Origin of the sequence: Klebsiella sp. OBRC7 (assembly GCF_000293135.1) — a bacterium.
GTDB classification, from domain to species: Bacteria; Pseudomonadota; Gammaproteobacteria; order Enterobacterales; family Enterobacteriaceae; genus Klebsiella; species Klebsiella michiganensis.
In genome coordinates this window covers 40,872-57,534 of record NZ_ALNJ01000088.1, presented here as the reverse complement: position 1 = coordinate 57,534, position 16,663 = coordinate 40,872, and the positions used below count along the sequence as shown (strand labels likewise).

Below are 16,663 nucleotides of genomic sequence, written 5' to 3'. Positions count from 1 at the left end.
CATTCCTTGTTGTGGAGATGTCTCATGTCTGATTCGATTTTACGCCTGCAAAGCGCAGCGGCTGATGTGGTGATCAAAACCCGTCCGTTCGCCGAAATTATCTACTGGGGGCCGCATTTAAGCCACTTTTCGCCGCAGGATGCGGCCAGCATCGCCCGCCCGGTGGCCAATGGCCGCCTCGACGTCGATTCCCCGGTAACCTTAATGGCCGAACTGGGCCATGGTCTGTTTGGCGCGCCGGGTATTGAAGGCCACCGCCAGGGGCTGGACGCCTCACCGATGTTTACCACGACCGAGGTGGTGCAGGATGGGCAGAATTTAACCCTTCTCAGCGAAGACGCGCAGGCGGGCCTGCGGCTGTGCAGTGAAATTCAGCTTGATAGCAGCGGCGTGCTCAGCGTTCGTCATGGTTTAACCAACCTGCGCCCGCAGCCGTGGCAGGTGGACCGCCTGGCGGTCACGCTGCCGGTCGCCGAGCGCGCCCGCGAAGTCATGGCCTTTCATGGCCGCTGGATCCGCGAATTCCAGCCCCATCGTCTGACCCTTGAACACGACAGCTTTGTGCTGGAAAACCGTCGTGGACGCACTTCTCATGAACATTTTCCGGCGCTGATTACCGGCAGCCGCGCTTTTAGCGAGATGCAGGGCGAAGTGTGGGGCGTGCACCTGGGCTGGAGCGGTAACCACCGCCTGCGGGCGGAAGTGAAAACCGACGGTCGCCGCTACCTGCAGGCGGAAGCGCTCTATCTGGCGGGCGAAATGGCGCTGGCGGAAGGGGAAACGCTGTGGACGCCGAACCTCTACGCCAGCTATTCGGCGCAGGGGCTGAACGGCATGAGCCAGCAGTTCCACCGCTATCTGCGCGAACAGATTATTCGCTTCCCGGACAACAAGCCGCGCCCGGTGCATCTCAACACCTGGGAAGGGATCTATTTCGACCACGACCCGCAGTACATCATGCGCATGGCGGATGAAGCGGCGGAGCTGGGCGTGGAGCGCTTTATCATTGATGACGGCTGGTTTAAAGGGCGCAACGACGACTGGGCGGCGCTCGGCGACTGGTATCTTGATGAGGAAAAATATCCTGACGGCCTGACCCCGGTTATCGACCACGTGAAGTCGCTGGGGATGGAGTTCGGCATCTGGGTTGAGCCAGAGATGATTAACCCGAACTCCGATCTCTACCGCGCCCATCCCGACTGGCTGCTGGCGCTGCCGGGCTATACACCGATCCCCGGGCGTCATCAGTTTGTCCTGAACCTGAGTATCCCTGAAGCCTTTGATTATCTGCTGGAACGGATGAGCTGGCTGCTGGGCGAGCACGCAGTGGACTATGTGAAGTGGGATATGAATCGCGAGCTGGTGCAGCCTGCCCATAACGGCAAAGCCGCCGCCGATGCGCAAACTCGCCAGTTCTACCGCCTGCTGGATACGCTGGTGGCCCGCTTCCCGCATATTGAATTTGAATCCTGCTCCTCCGGCGGCGGGCGTATCGATTATGAAGTGCTGAAGCGCAGCCATCGCTTCTGGGCTTCCGACAATAACGATGCCCTTGAGCGCAACACCATCCAGCGCGGCATGAGCTACTTCTTCCCGCCGGAAGTGATGGGCGCGCACATCGGCAACCGCCGCTGCCACGCCACCTTCCGCCAGCACAGCATTGCGTTTCGCGGCCTGACGGCGCTGTTCGGTCATATGGGGCTTGAGCTGGACCCGGTGACCGCCGATGAGCAGGAGCGCGCGGGCTATCGCAAATACGCGGCGCTGCATAAGCAGTGGCGCGATGTCATTCATCACGGCGTGCAGTGGCGTATCGATATGCCCGACGCCACAACCCTCGCGCACGGCGTGGTGAGCGAGGATCGACATCGGGCGATTTTCCTCGTCAGCCAGCTGGCGATGCCGGACTACACCCTGATGGCGCCGCTGCGCGTGGCGGGGCTGGAAGCGGGTGCCCGTTACGAGGTGACGCTGCTCGACCATCCCGATATTCAGATTACGGGAGAGGGCGGCCATACCATGCGTAAGCTGCCGGAATGGATGACGACGCCGCAGACCGTCAGCGGTGAGTGGTTGCAACAGGCGGGGCTGGCGCTGCCAATCCTCGATCCTGAAAGCGCCATTTTGATTGGCCTGCAACGCGTGTGATGACCACGGGCCGCGCGTCGGCCCTTTTTGAGGAATACACCATGAACCCGACCGTCTGTACCCATAAAAACAACCCCAATTTCTGGATTTTCGGGCTGTTCTTCTTTCTCTACTTTTTCATCATGGCCACCTGTTTTCCGTTTTTGCCGATCTGGCTATCGGACGTCATTGGCCTGAATAAAACCGAGACCGGCATTGTTTTCTCCAGCCTGTCGCTGTTTGCCATCTGTTTTCAGCCGATACTGGGCGTGATCTCCGATAAGCTCGGGCTAAAAAAGCATCTGATGTGGATCGTGACGGTGCTGCTGGTGCTGATCGCGCCCTTTTTTCTCTACGTTTTTGCGCCGCTGCTGAAAACCAATATCTGGCTCGGCGCGCTGAGCGGCGGGGCCTACATCGGCTTTGTGTTCTCCGCCGGCGCCGGGGCGATGGAAGCCTATATCGAACGCGTGAGCCGCAACAGCGGGTTTGAGTACGGCAAAGCGCGGACTTTTGGCTGCCTCGGCTGGGCGCTGTGCGCCACCACGGCGGGGATGCTGTTCAGCGTTAATCCCGAGTGGGTGTTCTGGATGGGGTCGGCCGCCGCGCTGGTACTGGTCGTGCTGGTGGCCATCGCGAAACCGCAGGCCAGCCAGACCGCACAGGTGATGGACTCGCTGGGGGCTAACCGCTCATCGGTGGATTTAAAAACCGCCGTACGCATGTTCCGTCAGCGTAAAATGTGGATGTTTATTCTGTACGTCATCGGCGTCGCCTGCGTCTATGACGTTTTCGATCAGCAGTTTGCCACCTTCTTTAAATCCTTCTTTGCTACCCCGGAATCGGGCACCCGCGCCTTTGGTTTTGCGACCACCGCCGGGGAAATATGCAACGCGATTATTATGTTCAGCTCGCCGTGGATTATTAACCGCATCGGGGCGAAGAATACTCTGCTGATTGCCGGCATGGTGATGGCGGCGAGGATGATCGGTTCATCGTTCGCCACGACGGCCGCTGAAGTGGTGGCGCTGAAAATGCTTCATGCGCTGGAAGTCCCGTTCCTGCTGGTAGGCGCGTTTAAATATATTACCGGCGTGTTTGACGTTCGCCTGTCGGCGACGATTTACCTGGTTGGTTTCCAGTTTTCCAAACAGGTGGCGGCGATCTTTCTCTCCGCTTTTGCCGGGAATATGTATGATCGTATCGGCTTCCAGGATACCTATATGATCCTTGGCGGCATTGCCCTGACCGTCACCTTGATATCCGCCTTTACCTTATCGGGCAAGGCCACCTCGGAAAAGATGGGCGATAGCGCGATGACGGTTTAGAAAACAGTCCGATAATTCACAAGGATGTGATTGATAAATGAGGAAATATTGACCATGGATATGAAGGAAAGAATGAACAGCGGCGAGCTTTATCTTGATTCAGGATATGGGTTACCGCAGCAGCGGCTGATGGGCAAGGCGCGAGCTTACGAATACAACCACTCGCACCCATTTAATCAGGAATTAAGAAACGACATTATTCAGCGGATGTTCGCCGCCGTAGGCGAGCACTGCTGGATAGAGCCTCCGATTCATGTGGCCTACGGCACCCACACCACCATTGGCGATAATTTTTACGCGAACTTCAACCTGACGCTGGTCGATGATGCCGACATTATCATCGGCAATAACGTAATGTTTGCACCCAACGTGACCATTTCCACCGCCGGCCATCCTATTCATCCGGATCTGCGGCACACCCAGCAGCAGTTTTCTCAGCCGGTGGTGATTGAAGATGGCGTCTGGCTGGGCACCGGGGTGATTATCAACCCAGGCGTCACCATCGGAAAAAACTCGGTCATTGGTGCCGGCAGCGTGGTGAACCGTTCCATACCGGCGAACGTGGTTGCCGCTGGAGTCCCCTGCCGGGTATTAAGAGCGATTGCCGACAGCGACAAAGAGAAGTTTCAGCTGTTTACTGTTTAACTTATCGTGGCGCCGGGCGGGAAGATGTCGGTCAATTTGCGAACAGGGACGTGTTTCCGCTGAATCTCATGATGCTTTTGCCTGACTATTCATTGCCCAGGCATTTCTCGCGTTACTCAGAAGGCTAATATTTCGTGAAAATTAGCCCCTTAAGCCATAATCAGAAAAACGGTTTCCATCGTTATTTTCTCGATTTTTTATTCATTTTTTCCGTCTTTTTCTGCTGGAGAGAACCGGCGGTAATATGGTTTTTCATCGGCCTTTTAATTATAGTTTTAGCCATTATTTTTATGGTGATGTGATTTTTTATAGCATTTTTATGTGGTTTTTATGTGAATAAATTTATCATTAATGAGTGGGGGGAGTAATGGTTTTTTCCTTGGGGAAGGGTATTTTACGTATGCAGAAAATGAGAATTTTTATGCGGATATATCAGTGGGATTCGATAGGTAAAAAAACGCAATGTGAAATTAATATGTTGATTTATAATGATATTTTATTTTTTTTTATTTCCTCTATTTTTGGTGCTAGTATTTTAATTAAGTAATGTCGTAGGCTGAATATGAGAATAAATAATGGTTATTATCGATGATGATTTTGATCGTGGTTCCTTACGTTCCTTTTCGTTTGGCCGTAATACCAAGCCCGCGTTAGCGGTCCAGCGTATTTTTCAGGCGCTGCTGCCCGTGAGCACGCCGCTTGAGCTGCAGCCGGATGAGCGATTTGAATTTTGCGATACTGAAAATAACGCGCATATATTCCTCCTGCGCGAGGGAACTGGGGTGGTTTGCCATGATGAAAACAATATGGCGATAACCACGTTGTTTTCTCCCTCCGTTCTCGGGCTGATTGATGGATATAGTACTTTCTATGATGTTGAAGCCAGGCCGAAGCACTTTTTTTCTGCAGAAACACATTGTTCTGGTCGATTAGTTCCTCTTGATAGTTTTGTGAAAATTATAGATGAACAAAATCTCTGGCATGATATCGCCCGGATTCTGGCCCATCGCTTATTGGTAATGGCCATCCGCGAGAAAGAGTTTATTGGCGTGGAATCATTCATCATGATCCGGACGTTGATACTGGAACTGGGCTCCTATCCTGAGGAATATCGCGAGCAAATCAATGTGCTCAATTTTATCCAGCGGCGCACCAATCTTTCCCGCAGCGGAATACTGTACGTCCTGTCTGAACTACGCAAGGGGGATTACATCAGCGTCCACAGAGGCGTACTAAAGGGTATTAATAAACGAATTCCTATCGATTTTTAAATGTATTCATAACTATATATTAACAATAGCGCCTGTTTTTTTAGATGTATCAGCTCTTTGTATTATTAACATCATGATTTTTATACGTAATTATCATTATTGACTTGCATCATCTTTGAATGTCCAGTTTTGGACGAAAAAATTGATTTAGATTCATAAAACTTTCTGTAAGAATTATTCCCAAGACAACACGGAGTGTCTTCTTATATTTAAACCGCTTTTTATCGCCACAGGGGAACGTTCCCTGGTAATTACTTCGGTTATAAAAAATAAGCGGTAATGAATGAGGGAATACAAAATCAATTTAATGTGTATGGATTAAAAATGAAAAAAGCATTTATGGTAAAAAGCGTTGTTCTGGCAATGGTTATGGCTGGCGGCATCTCTTCTGCAATGGCTGCGACCAGCGGGTCTTCTTCCACCGTTAATGGCGGCACCGTTGAGTTTAAAGGTTCTGTTGTTGATGCGGCCTGTGCGGTAACCGCGGATACCACCAACCAGGTGGTGAACATGGGTCAGGTTCGTCTGGCTGCTTTCACCGGTAAAGACTCCGTGGCTAACCAGAAAACCCCGTTCACTATCAAGCTGGCTGACTGCGATACCACCATCGCTTCTCAGGCTTCCGTCACCTTCGACGGCAACGCGGCAGCGGGCGAAGCTGGCGTGCTGGACAACACTTCTGGCGCGGGCAACGCGGCGGGCGTCGGCATCCAGATTTATGACAAAGACGGCTCTGCGCTGGATCTGGGCACCGCGTCTCAGGCTGTTACGCTGATCGACGGCGACAACACCCTGAACTTCTCTGCTGACTACTACCAGACTGCGGATACCGCAACGGCCGGTAGCGTGGACACCACTGCCACCTTCAACGTGACTTACCAGTAATATCGCGTCAGTTATTTTCATTTAGGATCTCTGTGCCAGGGACGGCGGCTGTGTCATTGAAAGGAGTAGATATGAATTTCACTACACAACGGTTGAGGGCGCTTTCCCTTGTGGGGGCGTGTTTATTTCCCGCTCTGGCACAGGCAGGCAACCACCACGTGGTGACGGTAAAGGGCGGCGACGTTGAGTTTCAGGGCGCCGTTGTCAATGCCGCCTGCGCGGTGGATGCCGGCAGCGAGGATTTGACCGTTGAGATGGGGCAGGTGCGCTCCAATGAATTTCATGGGCTGGGAAGCTGGACCGATCCGCAGGCGTTTACCATTACGCTGAAGGATTGCGACACCACGGTGAGCCAGCAAGTCAGCGTGGCCTTTCGCGGCCTGACGGATGGCAAAGATCCGGGGGTACTGGCGGTAGCCGACGGCGCGCAGAGCGCGCAGGGCGTCGGGTTAGGTATTTTTGACAATCAGGGAAATCAAATTATCCCGAACACGCAGCCGATGAGTTTTACCGCTATTCAGGACAATACGACCGTACTCAATTTTGTCGCCAAATATCGCGCGACCTCGAGAACCGTCGTGGCAGGGGATGCAAACGCACAAACCTGGTTCACGTTAACCTATTTGTAATTTCCTGATGCCGTCCGCGGCAAATCTTTACTGTGAAAGGCACTTTATGTCCGTTATTTCTTTTTCCCGCCTGTCTCTGGTTGCGCTGGCGTTAGCCGGTGCCGGTCTGGCCGTACCCGTGGCGCAGGTGCAAACCGAAACCCAGGCGCACGCCGCGGCGAACGGCGGGGTATCATTAGGTTCCACCCGCGTCATCTATCCGCAGGGCAACAACCAGGTTTCTCTGGCGGTAAATAATACCGACCCGAAAGCCACTTTTTTAATTCAGTCATGGGTGGAAAACGCCAGCGAAAGTAAAAGCAGCGACTTTGTTGTGACGCCACCGCTGTTTGTGATGAAGCCGCAGAAAGAGAATACGCTGCGCATTATGTACGTTGGGCCGAATAATCTGCCGGCGGATCGCGAAAGCCTCTACTGGGTAAACGTTAAAGCGATTCCGTCGGCGGCAAAAGACACCAAAGGGAAAAATACTCTGCAGATCGCGGTGCTGAGCCGGATTAAACTTTTTGTCCGCCCGAAAAATCTGCCGATGGCCTCGATTGATGCGCCGGCGAAGCTGCGCTTTCATGAAAGCGGCAATACCCTGACGGTGAAAAACCCAACGCCCTATTATATGACGCTGGTACAGATTCACGCCGGGACCGCAACATTGCCTACCACCATGGTGGCGCCGATGTCGCAGGCTGATATTAAACTTCCGGCAAATGGACAGGGAAATATCACCTTCCAGACCATTAATGACTACGGGGCAAACTCGCCCGAACAGAAAGCCATAATAGAATAATAAACAGGTCGGCAAAATAATGACGTTAAAAATAAAATATATCGCCCAAGCGGTGATGCAGGTTCTATTTGCCCGCCGTCGGGTATACCGTATTATTTTGCCGGCAACTTTATCGGCATTACCGTTATCCGCGCTGGCGGACAACTATTTTAACCCGGCATTTTTATCGGACGACCCGAACGCGGTGGCCGATCTTTCCCATTTCGAAAAGGGCGATAACCAGGCCCCGGGTAAATATCACGTAGATATTTATCTGAATAAGCAGCTGGTCTCCACGGAAGACGTGAACTTTAAAGCGGCAAAAGGCGGCCAGGATGATACCGGGCTGGCGCCGTGCTTCACCACCGCGCGTCTGGAACAGATGGGTGTTAATACCAAAGCCTTCCCGGACCTGGCGAAGCTGGCGCCGGAGCAGTGCGTGCCCTTTGCCGCCATACCGGAATCCTCCACCGAGTTCGACTTTGAGCATCAGCAGCTGAACATCAGCGTGCCGCAGGCGGCGCTAAAGCAGAGCGCACGCGGGTATATTCCCCCGGAAGAGTGGGATCAGGGGGTCAACGCGCTGCTGCTGAACTATGACTTCACCGGCGGCAACAGCGGCGGTGATACGAAAGAGGACAGCTACTATCTTAACCTGCAAAGCGGTCTGAACCTTGGCGCCTGGCGCCTGCGCGACTACTCGACCTGGAACTACACCAGCGGTGAGGGCGATACCGAGAACAAGTGGGAGCATATCAGCACCTACGTCGAGCGCACGATCGCGCCGCTGAAGGCGGAGCTTACGCTCGGGGAGAGCTACACCCCGTCTGATGTTTTCGACAGCCTCGGCTTTCGCGGCGTCCAGATTGCTTCCGACGACAACATGCTGCCGGACAGCCTGAAAGGCTTTGCGCCGACGGTGCGCGGTATCGCCAAGAGCAACGCCAGGGTCACCATTAAGCAGAACGGCTACGTTATCTACCAGACCTACGTCTCGCCGGGCGCCTTCGCCATTAACGATCTCTACCCGACCTCGTCGAGCGGCGACCTGCAGGTGACGGTAAAAGAGAGCGACGGGAGCGAAAATACCTTTACCGTGCCGTACTCCGCGGTGCCGCTGCTGCAGCGCGAAGGGCGGCTTAAATACGCCCTGACCGCCGGTAAATACCGCAGCACCAACGATGACCAGGATGAGGTCAACTTCGCCCAGGGGACGGCGATCTACGGTTTGCCGCATGGCTTCACCCTTTACGGCGGCTCGCAGGTCAGCAATGACTACCACGCCTTTGCGTTGGGCGCCGGGCTGAATATGGGGGATTTCGGCGCGATCTCCGCCGATATTACCCAGGCCAACAGCACCCTCGCCGACGGCAGCCAGCATGACGGCCAGTCGGTGCGCTTCCTGTACGCCAAGGCGCTGAACGATCTCGGCACCAACTTCCAGCTGCTGGGCTACCGTTACTCGACGGAGGGGTTCTACACCCTCGACGAGACGACGTATAAAAACATGAGCGGCTATACCGGCGACAACGAGTGGAAAGATGAGGATCACGATGGCAAGCAGGATAAGCCGGTGTGGACCGATTACTACGATCTCTACTACACCAAAAAAGGGAAAGCGCAGCTCAATATCTCGCAGCAGGTCGGCACAATCGGCTCGATTTTCGTCACTGGCTCCGAGCAGACCTACTGGCACACCGATGAGAAAGATCGCATGTTGCAGGTGGGCTATAACGGCAGCTGGAACGGGATCTCCTATAGCCTGACGTGGAACTATGACAAGTCGCCGGGGGAAGACGAGGCGGACCAGATCTACGCCTTTAATATTTCGCTGCCGATTGGCCAGTGGCTCTCCAGCAACCATAGCGCGGATATCTACCGTTCGGCCAACACCACCAATATGAGCTTTGGCACCACCACCGATCAGCACGGTAAGACCACGGGGACCACCGGCATCAACGGGACGCTGCTGGCGGATAACAACCTGAGCTATAACGTGCAGGAGAGCGACGGCAACCACGGCACCAGCAATAGCGGCAACGCTAACATGAGCTATCAGGGCACCTACGGTAACCTGCAGGCCGGTTACAACTACAGCGACGGCTACCACCAGGTGAACTACGGCGTAAGCGGCGGCGTGGTGGTCCACCGCGACGGTATTACCCTCAGCCAGCCTCTGGGGGACACCAATATCCTGGTGAAAGCGCCGGGGGCGGCCGGCGTCGAACTGGAAAACGCCACCGGGGTGAAAACCGACTGGCGCGGCTACGCGGTGATCCCGTACGCCACCACCTATCGCCAGAACCGCGTGGCGCTGAATACTAACTCTATGGGGCAGAACGTCGATATTGAAGACGCGGTCACCAACGTGGTGCCAACCCAGGGGGCGCTGGTGCGCGCCGAATTTAACGCCCACGTCGGGGTGCGCGCGCTGATGACCCTGATGCATAACGGTAAGCCGGTCCCGTTCGGCGCCACGGTCAGCCAGAAGGCGGGCAACAGCACCATCGTCGGCGACGACGGCCAGGCCTACCTCGCCGGGCTGCCGCTGAGCGGCATGCTGGATGTGCAGTGGGGTGAGAGTGCCGGACAGCACTGCGTGGTGAAATATCAACTTCCGGAAAGCGCGAAGCAGCAGCCGGTGAATAAATTTAGTGAAAGGTGTCAGTAATGAAACGTATTATCACACTCTCAATCGCGCTAATGGCCTTGATAAAAATAATTAACCTTCCAGCATACGCTACGACTTATCCTTCGGGCTCATGCTACGTTCCAGACGGTTATTCAGCAGCTACGTATGATTTCAATATCAGTGATGTAGTGCCTGATCCAACGCAAAATACCGCTGGGGAGGTTTTACCGGCAATTGTTTCAAGTAGTAGCGGTGCCTTCACAATCGCATGTGCTTGTGATGATTCAGGTCCTATTTATACACATCAGTGGACAACAACGGATCTTGTTTCTACCGGTTCTTCCGGGAATTTAAACTTCTATAAAGTTAACGAGTATTTATCGGTAGCAACGGAAATAAAAGATGCTGCTGATGGCGCATATTATCCTGTTCCTTGGGTTAACCATGTTAATCCAACAGGTTATGGCATGAGCTGCAACACGTCAGCATCAGACTTTCATACTGGTAATAATATTAGAGCCACCTTCAGAATAGATCGGAAATTTGTTGGGCAGGTGAGTTTCCCCCACATAAAAATATATGATTTATGGTACACCGTTAACAGTGATTTTGTGAAAGGTTCACCGGTTGCTTCAGCTTATATTGATGGTCAAATATCGGTTCCACAAACTTGCTCAGTTAATGCAGGTCAGGTGGTTACTGTTGATTTTGGCACATTTATGTCGGGCGAATTTAAAAATAAGGGCCAGATGCCGAGCGGCTATACGCCCAAAACCATCAGCGTGCCGATTAAGTGTAATGGGATAGAAGCCAATGCGAATTTGACGGTTCGCTTCCAGGCGGATGCCTCGGCGGATGAACCGGCGGCGATTAAGACCAGCAACAGCGATGTCGGAGTACAGATTACCGATGACAGCGGCAAGGTAATAGAGCCGAACAGCGGCCTGATTCCCTTCCAACTGGACGACAATCTGCAGGCGACGGTGACCTTCCACGCCGCGCCGATTAGCACCACCGGAAACGCCCCGGCAGAGGGGACCTTTTCGGCGACGGCCTATATTCGCGTTGACTTCGCCTGAGGAAAAAAGATGAAAGCGGCAAATACACTCGTTCCCTTGTTGCTGGCGCTCGCGGGCGTTCATAGCGCTATCGCCGACGATATTGATACTGGCCAGGTTGAGCTGGATATGACCGGCATTATCGTTGCGGAAAGCTGCGATATCGACACCGCCAGCCAGAACCAGACTATCCATATTGGCGATTTCAGCGCCGGGATATTTCAAGGCGTCGGCGATACCTCCGAATGGAAGCAGTTCGATATCAAGTTAAATAACTGCACCTCGGCCATCAGCCAGTCGACGGTGGCGTTTAGCGGCACGGCGGACGGCACCGACCCATCGCTGTTAGCGCTCTCCGATACCTCCGGCGGCGGCAATATGGCCAGTGGCGTAGCGATTGAGCTGCTGGACAACAATATGAACACCATTGCGATTAACAGTACCGATAACGCGTACCCGATTACCCAGGGAAATAACGACCTGACGTTTCGCCTGCGCTATAAAGCCACCGCGGTGCCGGTTACGCCCGGCAACGCCTCTTCGGTACTCTATTTTGATGTGAGCTATCAATAATGAAAAAGACGATCCTGCTGTTATTGCTATCTGGCTTGTCCTGCTCAGCGCTGGCCCATGACGGCACCGTAAACATCACCGGCACTATCCAGGGAAATACCTGTACCGTGACCACCGATACCGCGAACCAGCAGGTGACCCTGGGCGATATTGCGGCGAAACAGTTTACCGCGGCCGGCAGCGCCTCCCAGCCGGTGGCGTTCACCATCGGACTGGAAAACTGCGGCAGCGCCGCCTCGGCGGTCTCATTAACCTTTACCGGCGAGGCGGATACGACCAACAGCTCCCTGCTGGCGTTAACCAGCCAGGCGGGCAGCGCCGCCGGCGTTGGCGTGGCGATCTTAGACAGCCAGCGCACGCTGTTACCGCTAAACAGCGCCAGCCGGCAATATACGCTCGACCCGCAGCAAACCACCCAGAACCTCACCTTTTATGGTGAGATGGTGGCGACGAGCAGCCCGGTTACCGCCGGCAGCGTTGACGCCACGACGACCTTTAGCCTGACCTATCAGTAACCTGGCCATGTTGAGAAAAATCGCGGTACTGCTGGCGCTCAGCGCCCTATCCCTTCAGGCGCTGGCGGGCGTGGTCATCGGAGGGACACGCTTTATTTATAATGAGGGTAAGCCGTCAATCTCGTTCCGGGTGATCAATCAATCCCCCTCACGGTACCTCATCACCAGCAAGATACTTGCCGATGGCGATCCCCACGCGGCCGTCCCCTTTGTGGCGACCCCCCCGGTCTTTGTGCTGAATGGCCATAAAGAAAATGAAATTCGCGTGATGTACACCAGCGGTCAGCTGCCGGCAGACCGCGAAAGTCTGTTTTGGGTCACGGTGGCGAATATTCCTCAGGCCGACAGTCAGCAGCAGAATACCCTGCAGATCGCGGTGCGCAGCCGCATGAAGCTGTTCTATCGCCCGAAAGGCGTTCAGGGGGATTCACAACAGGCTTATCGCCAGCTGCGCTGGCAGCGCCAGGGTAAAACGGTAACGGTGCAGAACCCGACGCCGTTTTACGTCACGCTGCTCAATATGCAGGCCAACGGCCAGAGTATCGCCGGGGCCGGAATGGTTGCCCCCTTTTCCAGCCGCACGGCGGCGTGGTGTCCGGCGCAGGGCGGTTGCGCGCTGCAGTGGCAGACCCTTAACGACTATGGTCGGGCTATGCCGGCCATGCATATTTCGCCTGATACCCAGGCCCGGAAGGGGCAATAACATGCACATAGAAATCAGGAGGGCTGCAGAAACGGCAGCCTCCCGCTGGCTCCTTATGATGCTGGCGCTGATCCTGCTTGGCGTTATGCATATTGTCCTGCCCAGCACCGGCGGCAGCGGCGCTGATTTACCGGAACCGCTGCTGGTCTGGTGCGTCCTGCTGGTCGCTATGGTCGGCTGCGCCTGGATTTTGCGTTATCAGACGCTGCGCAGCAGCCCGTTTCTGCGCGGCATGGCGCTGGCGGCGATTCTCCTGACGCTGCCTCTGCTCTGGAGCCCTTCCGTCGACTGGCGACTGGATGCCTTCCCGCGCCTGGCGGGCCTGTGGGCGGGCGTGGCGTTTTATTATCTGCTGCTGAACTGTCGGCTGACGCCGCGTCAGCAGCAGATCGTTCTGTGGCTGATCGTTGCCGCCACGCTGATTCAGGCGGTTTATGCGCTGGTGGGCATTGGCTACCCGGCGTGGCTGCCGCTGCCGGCGCAGGCGGCGCAGCGCCAGGCCGGTCAGTTTGCGATAGGCGTTTTTCTGCAACGCAATGTCACCGGCTCCTTTCTTGCCACCGGCGCCGCGGTGCTGCTGTGGCTGACGGCCGACGGCCGCTTTACCTGCCGCAGCTTAACGATGGAAAAGTATCGTCAGTGGGGAAGCGCGCTAGGGCTCGGGCTGCTCTACGCCACACTGACGCTGCTGAAGTCCCGTACCGGATGGCTGGGCGGCACCGTCTGTTGGCTGATGATGGTGTCGATGTTTTGTTTCTCGCCGTTACGCCGCTCCGCCGCGCGCGGGGCTCGCTGGCGTGTCGTACTGGCGCCGGTGGCCGGCGTGCTGCTGGGGTTTGCCTTGCTCTCGGTCTCGTTACTCAACGCCCTGCATGAACACGACGGTTCGAACCTTGAGCGGGTTTTTATTCTGCAGCAGACCTGGAAAATGATACTGCAGCATCCCATCGTCGGCTGGGGCTACGGGGGATACGCATGGTCCTTTGCCCATTTCGTGGCCGATAGCGTCCCGCCGTTGTCCCGCCGGGTCCCGGGGTTAACCTATCCGCATAATGACCTTCTGTTCTGGTGGGTCGAGGGCGGAGCGGTCGCCCTGCTCGGGCTGCTGGTGCTGGGCGTTAGCGGATTCTGGCTACTGCTGCGCCGCCCCGGCGTACGGCAGCTTGCGCTGCTGGCCTGCCTGATGCCCATTTTGCTGCACACGCAGCTGGAGTATCCGCTGTATCAATCGCCGGTGCACTGGTTACTCGTTCTTATCCTGGTCAACCTGGCCGATCGCTGTCCGTCCGGCGAACAGGCGCCGCTGCCCGCATTGACCGCGCCCTCAACGCGACCGATGCCCTGCGCGCTGATGATCCTGGCCTGCTACGGCGCGCTGCTCACCGGCTGCGCCTTCTGGCAGGGGCACTATCTGACCGCTTTTCAGCAGTCGCCGCAGCGTTTTGCCAGCCGCGTACTGCGGCTGCATGATATCGGCATCGGCAGCGAAAGGCTGCGTAAAGATCGGGCGCTCAGCTATATCATCCGCTACCAGTCGAGCGCTAACGTGGAGGACCTGGAGACGTTCAACCAGCTCGGCAGGCGCTGGATTGCGGTGTGGAACGACGCCGATATGTACAACAATCTTATTAACGTCGAGCTCTATCTTGGGCAACAGAAAAATGCCCGGGCTTTGCGCGAGGAGGCCCGGCGGCTCTATCCTGAGGACCGGCGATTCTCATCGTAGCCGCACCCGTTCATGACCAGGGCTCAGCGTCGTAAAAGACACTGAGCCTTTTTACGTATATTGCCGGTCGGCGCGAAAAAAGTATTGATTGAATATAATTAGCGGTGTAATTATCTCCTGTGGTTTGAAATTGACTTCAACATGCCCAACACAGGAGTGTTACCCCATGGACGCACGTAAATGCACTGCCGCAGCGGCTTTATTTCTCGCCTGCACTTCTTCTTTTTGCTACGCCGGCCATACCGGAAAAGTCCGCTTCATTGGTACGGTTGTGGAGTCGGGATGCTGGAACAAGCCCGGCCAAAATGAACTCTTCTGTTATCGCGATAAGTCGGTTTCCCATTATTCCGCGGCGCACGTCAGCAGCGTTTCGCTGGATGTCAGTAATGCCGTGGTGCAAAAAACATTTCTTGATAAACAAAAGCAGCTGGAACAGTTAACGATTAATTACTATTAAGTTTAATGACATTTAAATATCTTCAGCTCATCGGGTTGAAGATATTTATCTTCGTCAGAAAATTAAGATGTTAGCAAGAAATTACATAATTTTATTATTCTTACAATCTACGACCACTTTATCGCTGCGAATTTATTGAATCACCACATATTCCTCTATACTATTCCTCATATGTTTTACGCAGAAAAGAAATAATATATGGCTAAGGTGGTTTTATTTCCGCAGATCGCTTCGTCGCTGGAGTGGTTAAAAGGGCATGGTGACACGATTCTTCAGTATGGCTGGAACGTGATTGCCGCTTGTATTCTCTTTTTTATCGGCCGGGTCGTCTCAACCTTATTATCTAAAGGTATCGAGAAAATACTTCTTCGGCGCAGGGTAGATATTACCGTTATCCATTTCTTTGCCGCCCTGGTGCGCTATATCACGCTGGCGTTTGCGGCCATCGCCGCTCTCGGCCGTTTAGGCATAGAAACGTCCTCAATTATTGCGGTCATCGGCGCGGCGGGGCTGGCGGTGGGGCTTGCGCTGCAGGGATCGCTATCAAATTTTGCCGCTGGCGTACTGTTAGTGACGCTACGTCCTTTCCGGGCTGGAAACCTGGTGCAGATCGGCGCCATTACCGGAGTGGTGGAAACCGTACATATATTTTCTACCACCTTACTCACCGCGGATAATAAAGACGTGGTGATCCCGAACGGCAAAATTATCGCCGACAGCATCGTTAACTATTCGCGCCATCCCTTCCGGCGTATCGATTTGATGATTAGCGTTGGCTACGATAGCCGGATTGCGGAAGTGAAGCGCGTTATTATGGCGGTCATCGATGCTGACAAACGTATCGATCGGCAGCGTGACACCACCGTTCGTCTGGCCGAACTTGGCGCCTCGTCACTTAATTTTACCGTGCGCGTGTGGGTGAAAAACGCCCATTACTGGGATACCTATTACGATCTGCTGGAGAATATTAAAGAAGCGCTGGACGAACATCATATTGCGATTCCTTATCCGCAGATGGATATTCGCGTGGCCGGCACGGTACCGACGTTATCCTGATGGCTGAGATGATATGAATCCGAAAGCGATGGGTTGTATGGCTGTCTGTTTCCTGCTGACGGGCTGCGGCAGCGTCATGGGAAGAACCACTCTGGCGGAGGGCGAAACGTGGTATCCAGGGGTTAAAACGGATATCGCGGTGATCCGCGGTGACAGCGAGTATGATTATAATTATCTTCAGGGAACATTATGGACCCTGGATACGCCGCTGTCGTTTATTGGTGATACGCTGATGCTGCCGGTTGATTATTTCCACGGCCCTTGGTTAATTCACTCCAAAAAATAAATATATATT

General features: G+C 54.6%; 16 protein-coding genes. All 16 read left to right on the top strand.

Annotated features, from left to right (window positions below; all coding sequences use genetic code 11):
• Positions 1–24 precede the first annotated feature (24 nt).
• The 16 genes from HMPREF1144_RS18805 (at position 25) to HMPREF1144_RS18725 (ending at position 16,654) form a co-directional block, all read left to right on the top strand.
• The gene (locus tag HMPREF1144_RS18805; protein ID WP_009653633.1) at positions 25–2,148 is read left to right on the top strand and encodes an alpha-galactosidase; all 2,124 of its coding nucleotides are present in this window, start codon (positions 25–27) and stop codon (positions 2,146–2,148) included.
• Between the two features lie 41 nt (positions 2,149–2,189).
• Positions 2,190–3,455 (top strand): MFS transporter, encoded by a 1,266-nt coding sequence (locus HMPREF1144_RS18800; protein ID WP_009653630.1) that lies wholly within the window; start codon positions 2,190–2,192, stop codon positions 3,453–3,455.
• A gap of 54 nt (positions 3,456–3,509) precedes the next feature.
• Complete coding sequence (locus tag HMPREF1144_RS18795) at positions 3,510–4,100, top strand: DapH/DapD/GlmU-related protein (protein ID WP_009653657.1); 591 nt, start codon at positions 3,510–3,512, stop codon at positions 4,098–4,100.
• Positions 4,101–4,675: 575 nt separating this feature from the next.
• A complete protein-coding gene (locus HMPREF1144_RS18785) occupies positions 4,676–5,371 on the top strand; it encodes a winged helix-turn-helix transcriptional regulator (RefSeq protein WP_004855924.1) in 696 nt (231 codons plus the stop codon).
• A gap of 324 nt (positions 5,372–5,695) precedes the next feature.
• A complete protein-coding gene (locus HMPREF1144_RS18780) occupies positions 5,696–6,256 on the top strand; it encodes a fimbrial protein (protein WP_004855926.1) in 561 nt (186 codons plus the stop codon).
• A 71-nt stretch (positions 6,257–6,327) separates the two neighbouring features.
• Positions 6,328–6,885, top strand: a complete 558-nt coding sequence (locus HMPREF1144_RS18775; RefSeq protein WP_049074490.1) for a fimbrial protein — start codon at positions 6,328–6,330, stop codon at positions 6,883–6,885.
• A gap of 46 nt (positions 6,886–6,931) precedes the next feature.
• Positions 6,932–7,669 (top strand): fimbria/pilus periplasmic chaperone, encoded by a 738-nt coding sequence (locus tag HMPREF1144_RS18770; protein ID WP_009653641.1) that lies wholly within the window; start codon positions 6,932–6,934, stop codon positions 7,667–7,669.
• A 19-nt stretch (positions 7,670–7,688) separates the two neighbouring features.
• On the top strand, positions 7,689–10,319 hold the full coding sequence (locus HMPREF1144_RS18765) for a fimbrial biogenesis usher protein (protein WP_009653664.1): 2,631 nt from the start codon (positions 7,689–7,691) through the stop codon (positions 10,317–10,319).
• Positions 10,319–11,359: a fimbrial protein gene (locus tag HMPREF1144_RS33350; RefSeq protein WP_198286850.1), complete on the top strand. Its 1,041-nt coding sequence runs from the start codon at positions 10,319–10,321 to the stop codon at positions 11,357–11,359. The genes HMPREF1144_RS18765 and HMPREF1144_RS33350 overlap by 1 nt, the downstream gene beginning before the upstream one ends.
• Before the next feature lie 9 nt (positions 11,360–11,368).
• Positions 11,369–11,911, top strand: a complete 543-nt coding sequence (locus HMPREF1144_RS18755) for a fimbrial protein (RefSeq protein ID WP_004855938.1) — start codon at positions 11,369–11,371, stop codon at positions 11,909–11,911.
• A complete protein-coding gene (locus HMPREF1144_RS18750; RefSeq protein ID WP_004855940.1) occupies positions 11,911–12,426 on the top strand; it encodes a fimbrial protein in 516 nt (171 codons plus the stop codon). Before HMPREF1144_RS18755 ends, HMPREF1144_RS18750 begins: the two co-directional genes overlap by 1 nt.
• Positions 12,427–12,433: 7 nt before the next feature.
• Positions 12,434–13,129 carry a molecular chaperone gene (locus HMPREF1144_RS18745; RefSeq protein ID WP_004855943.1) on the top strand — a complete coding sequence of 232 codons (696 nt, stop codon included), beginning with the start codon at positions 12,434–12,436 and terminating at the stop codon, positions 13,127–13,129.
• A 1-nt stretch (position 13,130) separates the two neighbouring features.
• The gene (locus tag HMPREF1144_RS18740) at positions 13,131–14,855 is read left to right on the top strand and encodes a PglL family O-oligosaccharyltransferase (protein WP_227500447.1); all 1,725 of its coding nucleotides are present in this window, start codon (positions 13,131–13,133) and stop codon (positions 14,853–14,855) included.
• 166 nt (positions 14,856–15,021) lie between these two features.
• A complete protein-coding gene (locus HMPREF1144_RS18735) occupies positions 15,022–15,312 on the top strand; it encodes a hypothetical protein (RefSeq protein ID WP_009653661.1) in 291 nt (96 codons plus the stop codon).
• A gap of 198 nt (positions 15,313–15,510) precedes the next feature.
• Complete coding sequence (mscS, locus tag HMPREF1144_RS18730; protein ID WP_004855951.1) at positions 15,511–16,368, top strand: small-conductance mechanosensitive channel MscS; 858 nt, start codon at positions 15,511–15,513, stop codon at positions 16,366–16,368.
• Between the two features lie 13 nt (positions 16,369–16,381).
• Entirely contained in the window at positions 16,382–16,654 is a 273-nt protein-coding gene (locus tag HMPREF1144_RS18725; protein WP_009653634.1) for a YceK/YidQ family lipoprotein, read from the top strand.
• The last annotated feature ends 9 nt before the right edge of the window (positions 16,655–16,663 follow it).

Bases quoted from the DNA above. Each gene is read 5' to 3' on its own strand.
- HMPREF1144_RS18735 (WP_009653661.1), top strand. From the start codon at position 15,022: ATGGACGCACGTAAATGCACTGCCGCAGCGGCTTTATTTCTCGCCTGC.
- HMPREF1144_RS18755 (WP_004855938.1), top strand. From the start codon at position 11,369: ATGAAAGCGGCAAATACACTCGTTCCCTTGTTGCTGGCGCTCGCGGGC.
- HMPREF1144_RS18795 (WP_009653657.1), top strand. From the start codon at position 3,510: ATGGATATGAAGGAAAGAATGAACAGCGGCGAGCTTTATCTTGATTCA.
- HMPREF1144_RS18750 (WP_004855940.1), top strand. From the start codon at position 11,911: ATGAAAAAGACGATCCTGCTGTTATTGCTATCTGGCTTGTCCTGCTCA.
- HMPREF1144_RS18740 (WP_227500447.1), top strand. From the start codon at position 13,131: ATGCACATAGAAATCAGGAGGGCTGCAGAAACGGCAGCCTCCCGCTGG.
- HMPREF1144_RS18770 (WP_009653641.1), top strand. From the start codon at position 6,932: ATGTCCGTTATTTCTTTTTCCCGCCTGTCTCTGGTTGCGCTGGCGTTA.
- HMPREF1144_RS18745 (WP_004855943.1), top strand. From the start codon at position 12,434: ATGTTGAGAAAAATCGCGGTACTGCTGGCGCTCAGCGCCCTATCCCTT.
- HMPREF1144_RS33350 (WP_198286850.1), top strand. From the start codon at position 10,319: ATGAAACGTATTATCACACTCTCAATCGCGCTAATGGCCTTGATAAAA.
- mscS (WP_004855951.1), top strand. From the start codon at position 15,511: ATGGCTAAGGTGGTTTTATTTCCGCAGATCGCTTCGTCGCTGGAGTGG.
- HMPREF1144_RS18765 (WP_009653664.1), top strand. From the start codon at position 7,689: ATGACGTTAAAAATAAAATATATCGCCCAAGCGGTGATGCAGGTTCTA.
- HMPREF1144_RS18725 (WP_009653634.1), top strand. From the start codon at position 16,382: ATGAATCCGAAAGCGATGGGTTGTATGGCTGTCTGTTTCCTGCTGACG.
- HMPREF1144_RS18775 (WP_049074490.1), top strand. From the start codon at position 6,328: ATGAATTTCACTACACAACGGTTGAGGGCGCTTTCCCTTGTGGGGGCG.
- HMPREF1144_RS18800 (WP_009653630.1), top strand. From the start codon at position 2,190: ATGAACCCGACCGTCTGTACCCATAAAAACAACCCCAATTTCTGGATT.
- HMPREF1144_RS18805 (WP_009653633.1), top strand. From the start codon at position 25: ATGTCTGATTCGATTTTACGCCTGCAAAGCGCAGCGGCTGATGTGGTG.
- HMPREF1144_RS18785 (WP_004855924.1), top strand. From the start codon at position 4,676: ATGGTTATTATCGATGATGATTTTGATCGTGGTTCCTTACGTTCCTTT.
- HMPREF1144_RS18780 (WP_004855926.1), top strand. From the start codon at position 5,696: ATGAAAAAAGCATTTATGGTAAAAAGCGTTGTTCTGGCAATGGTTATG.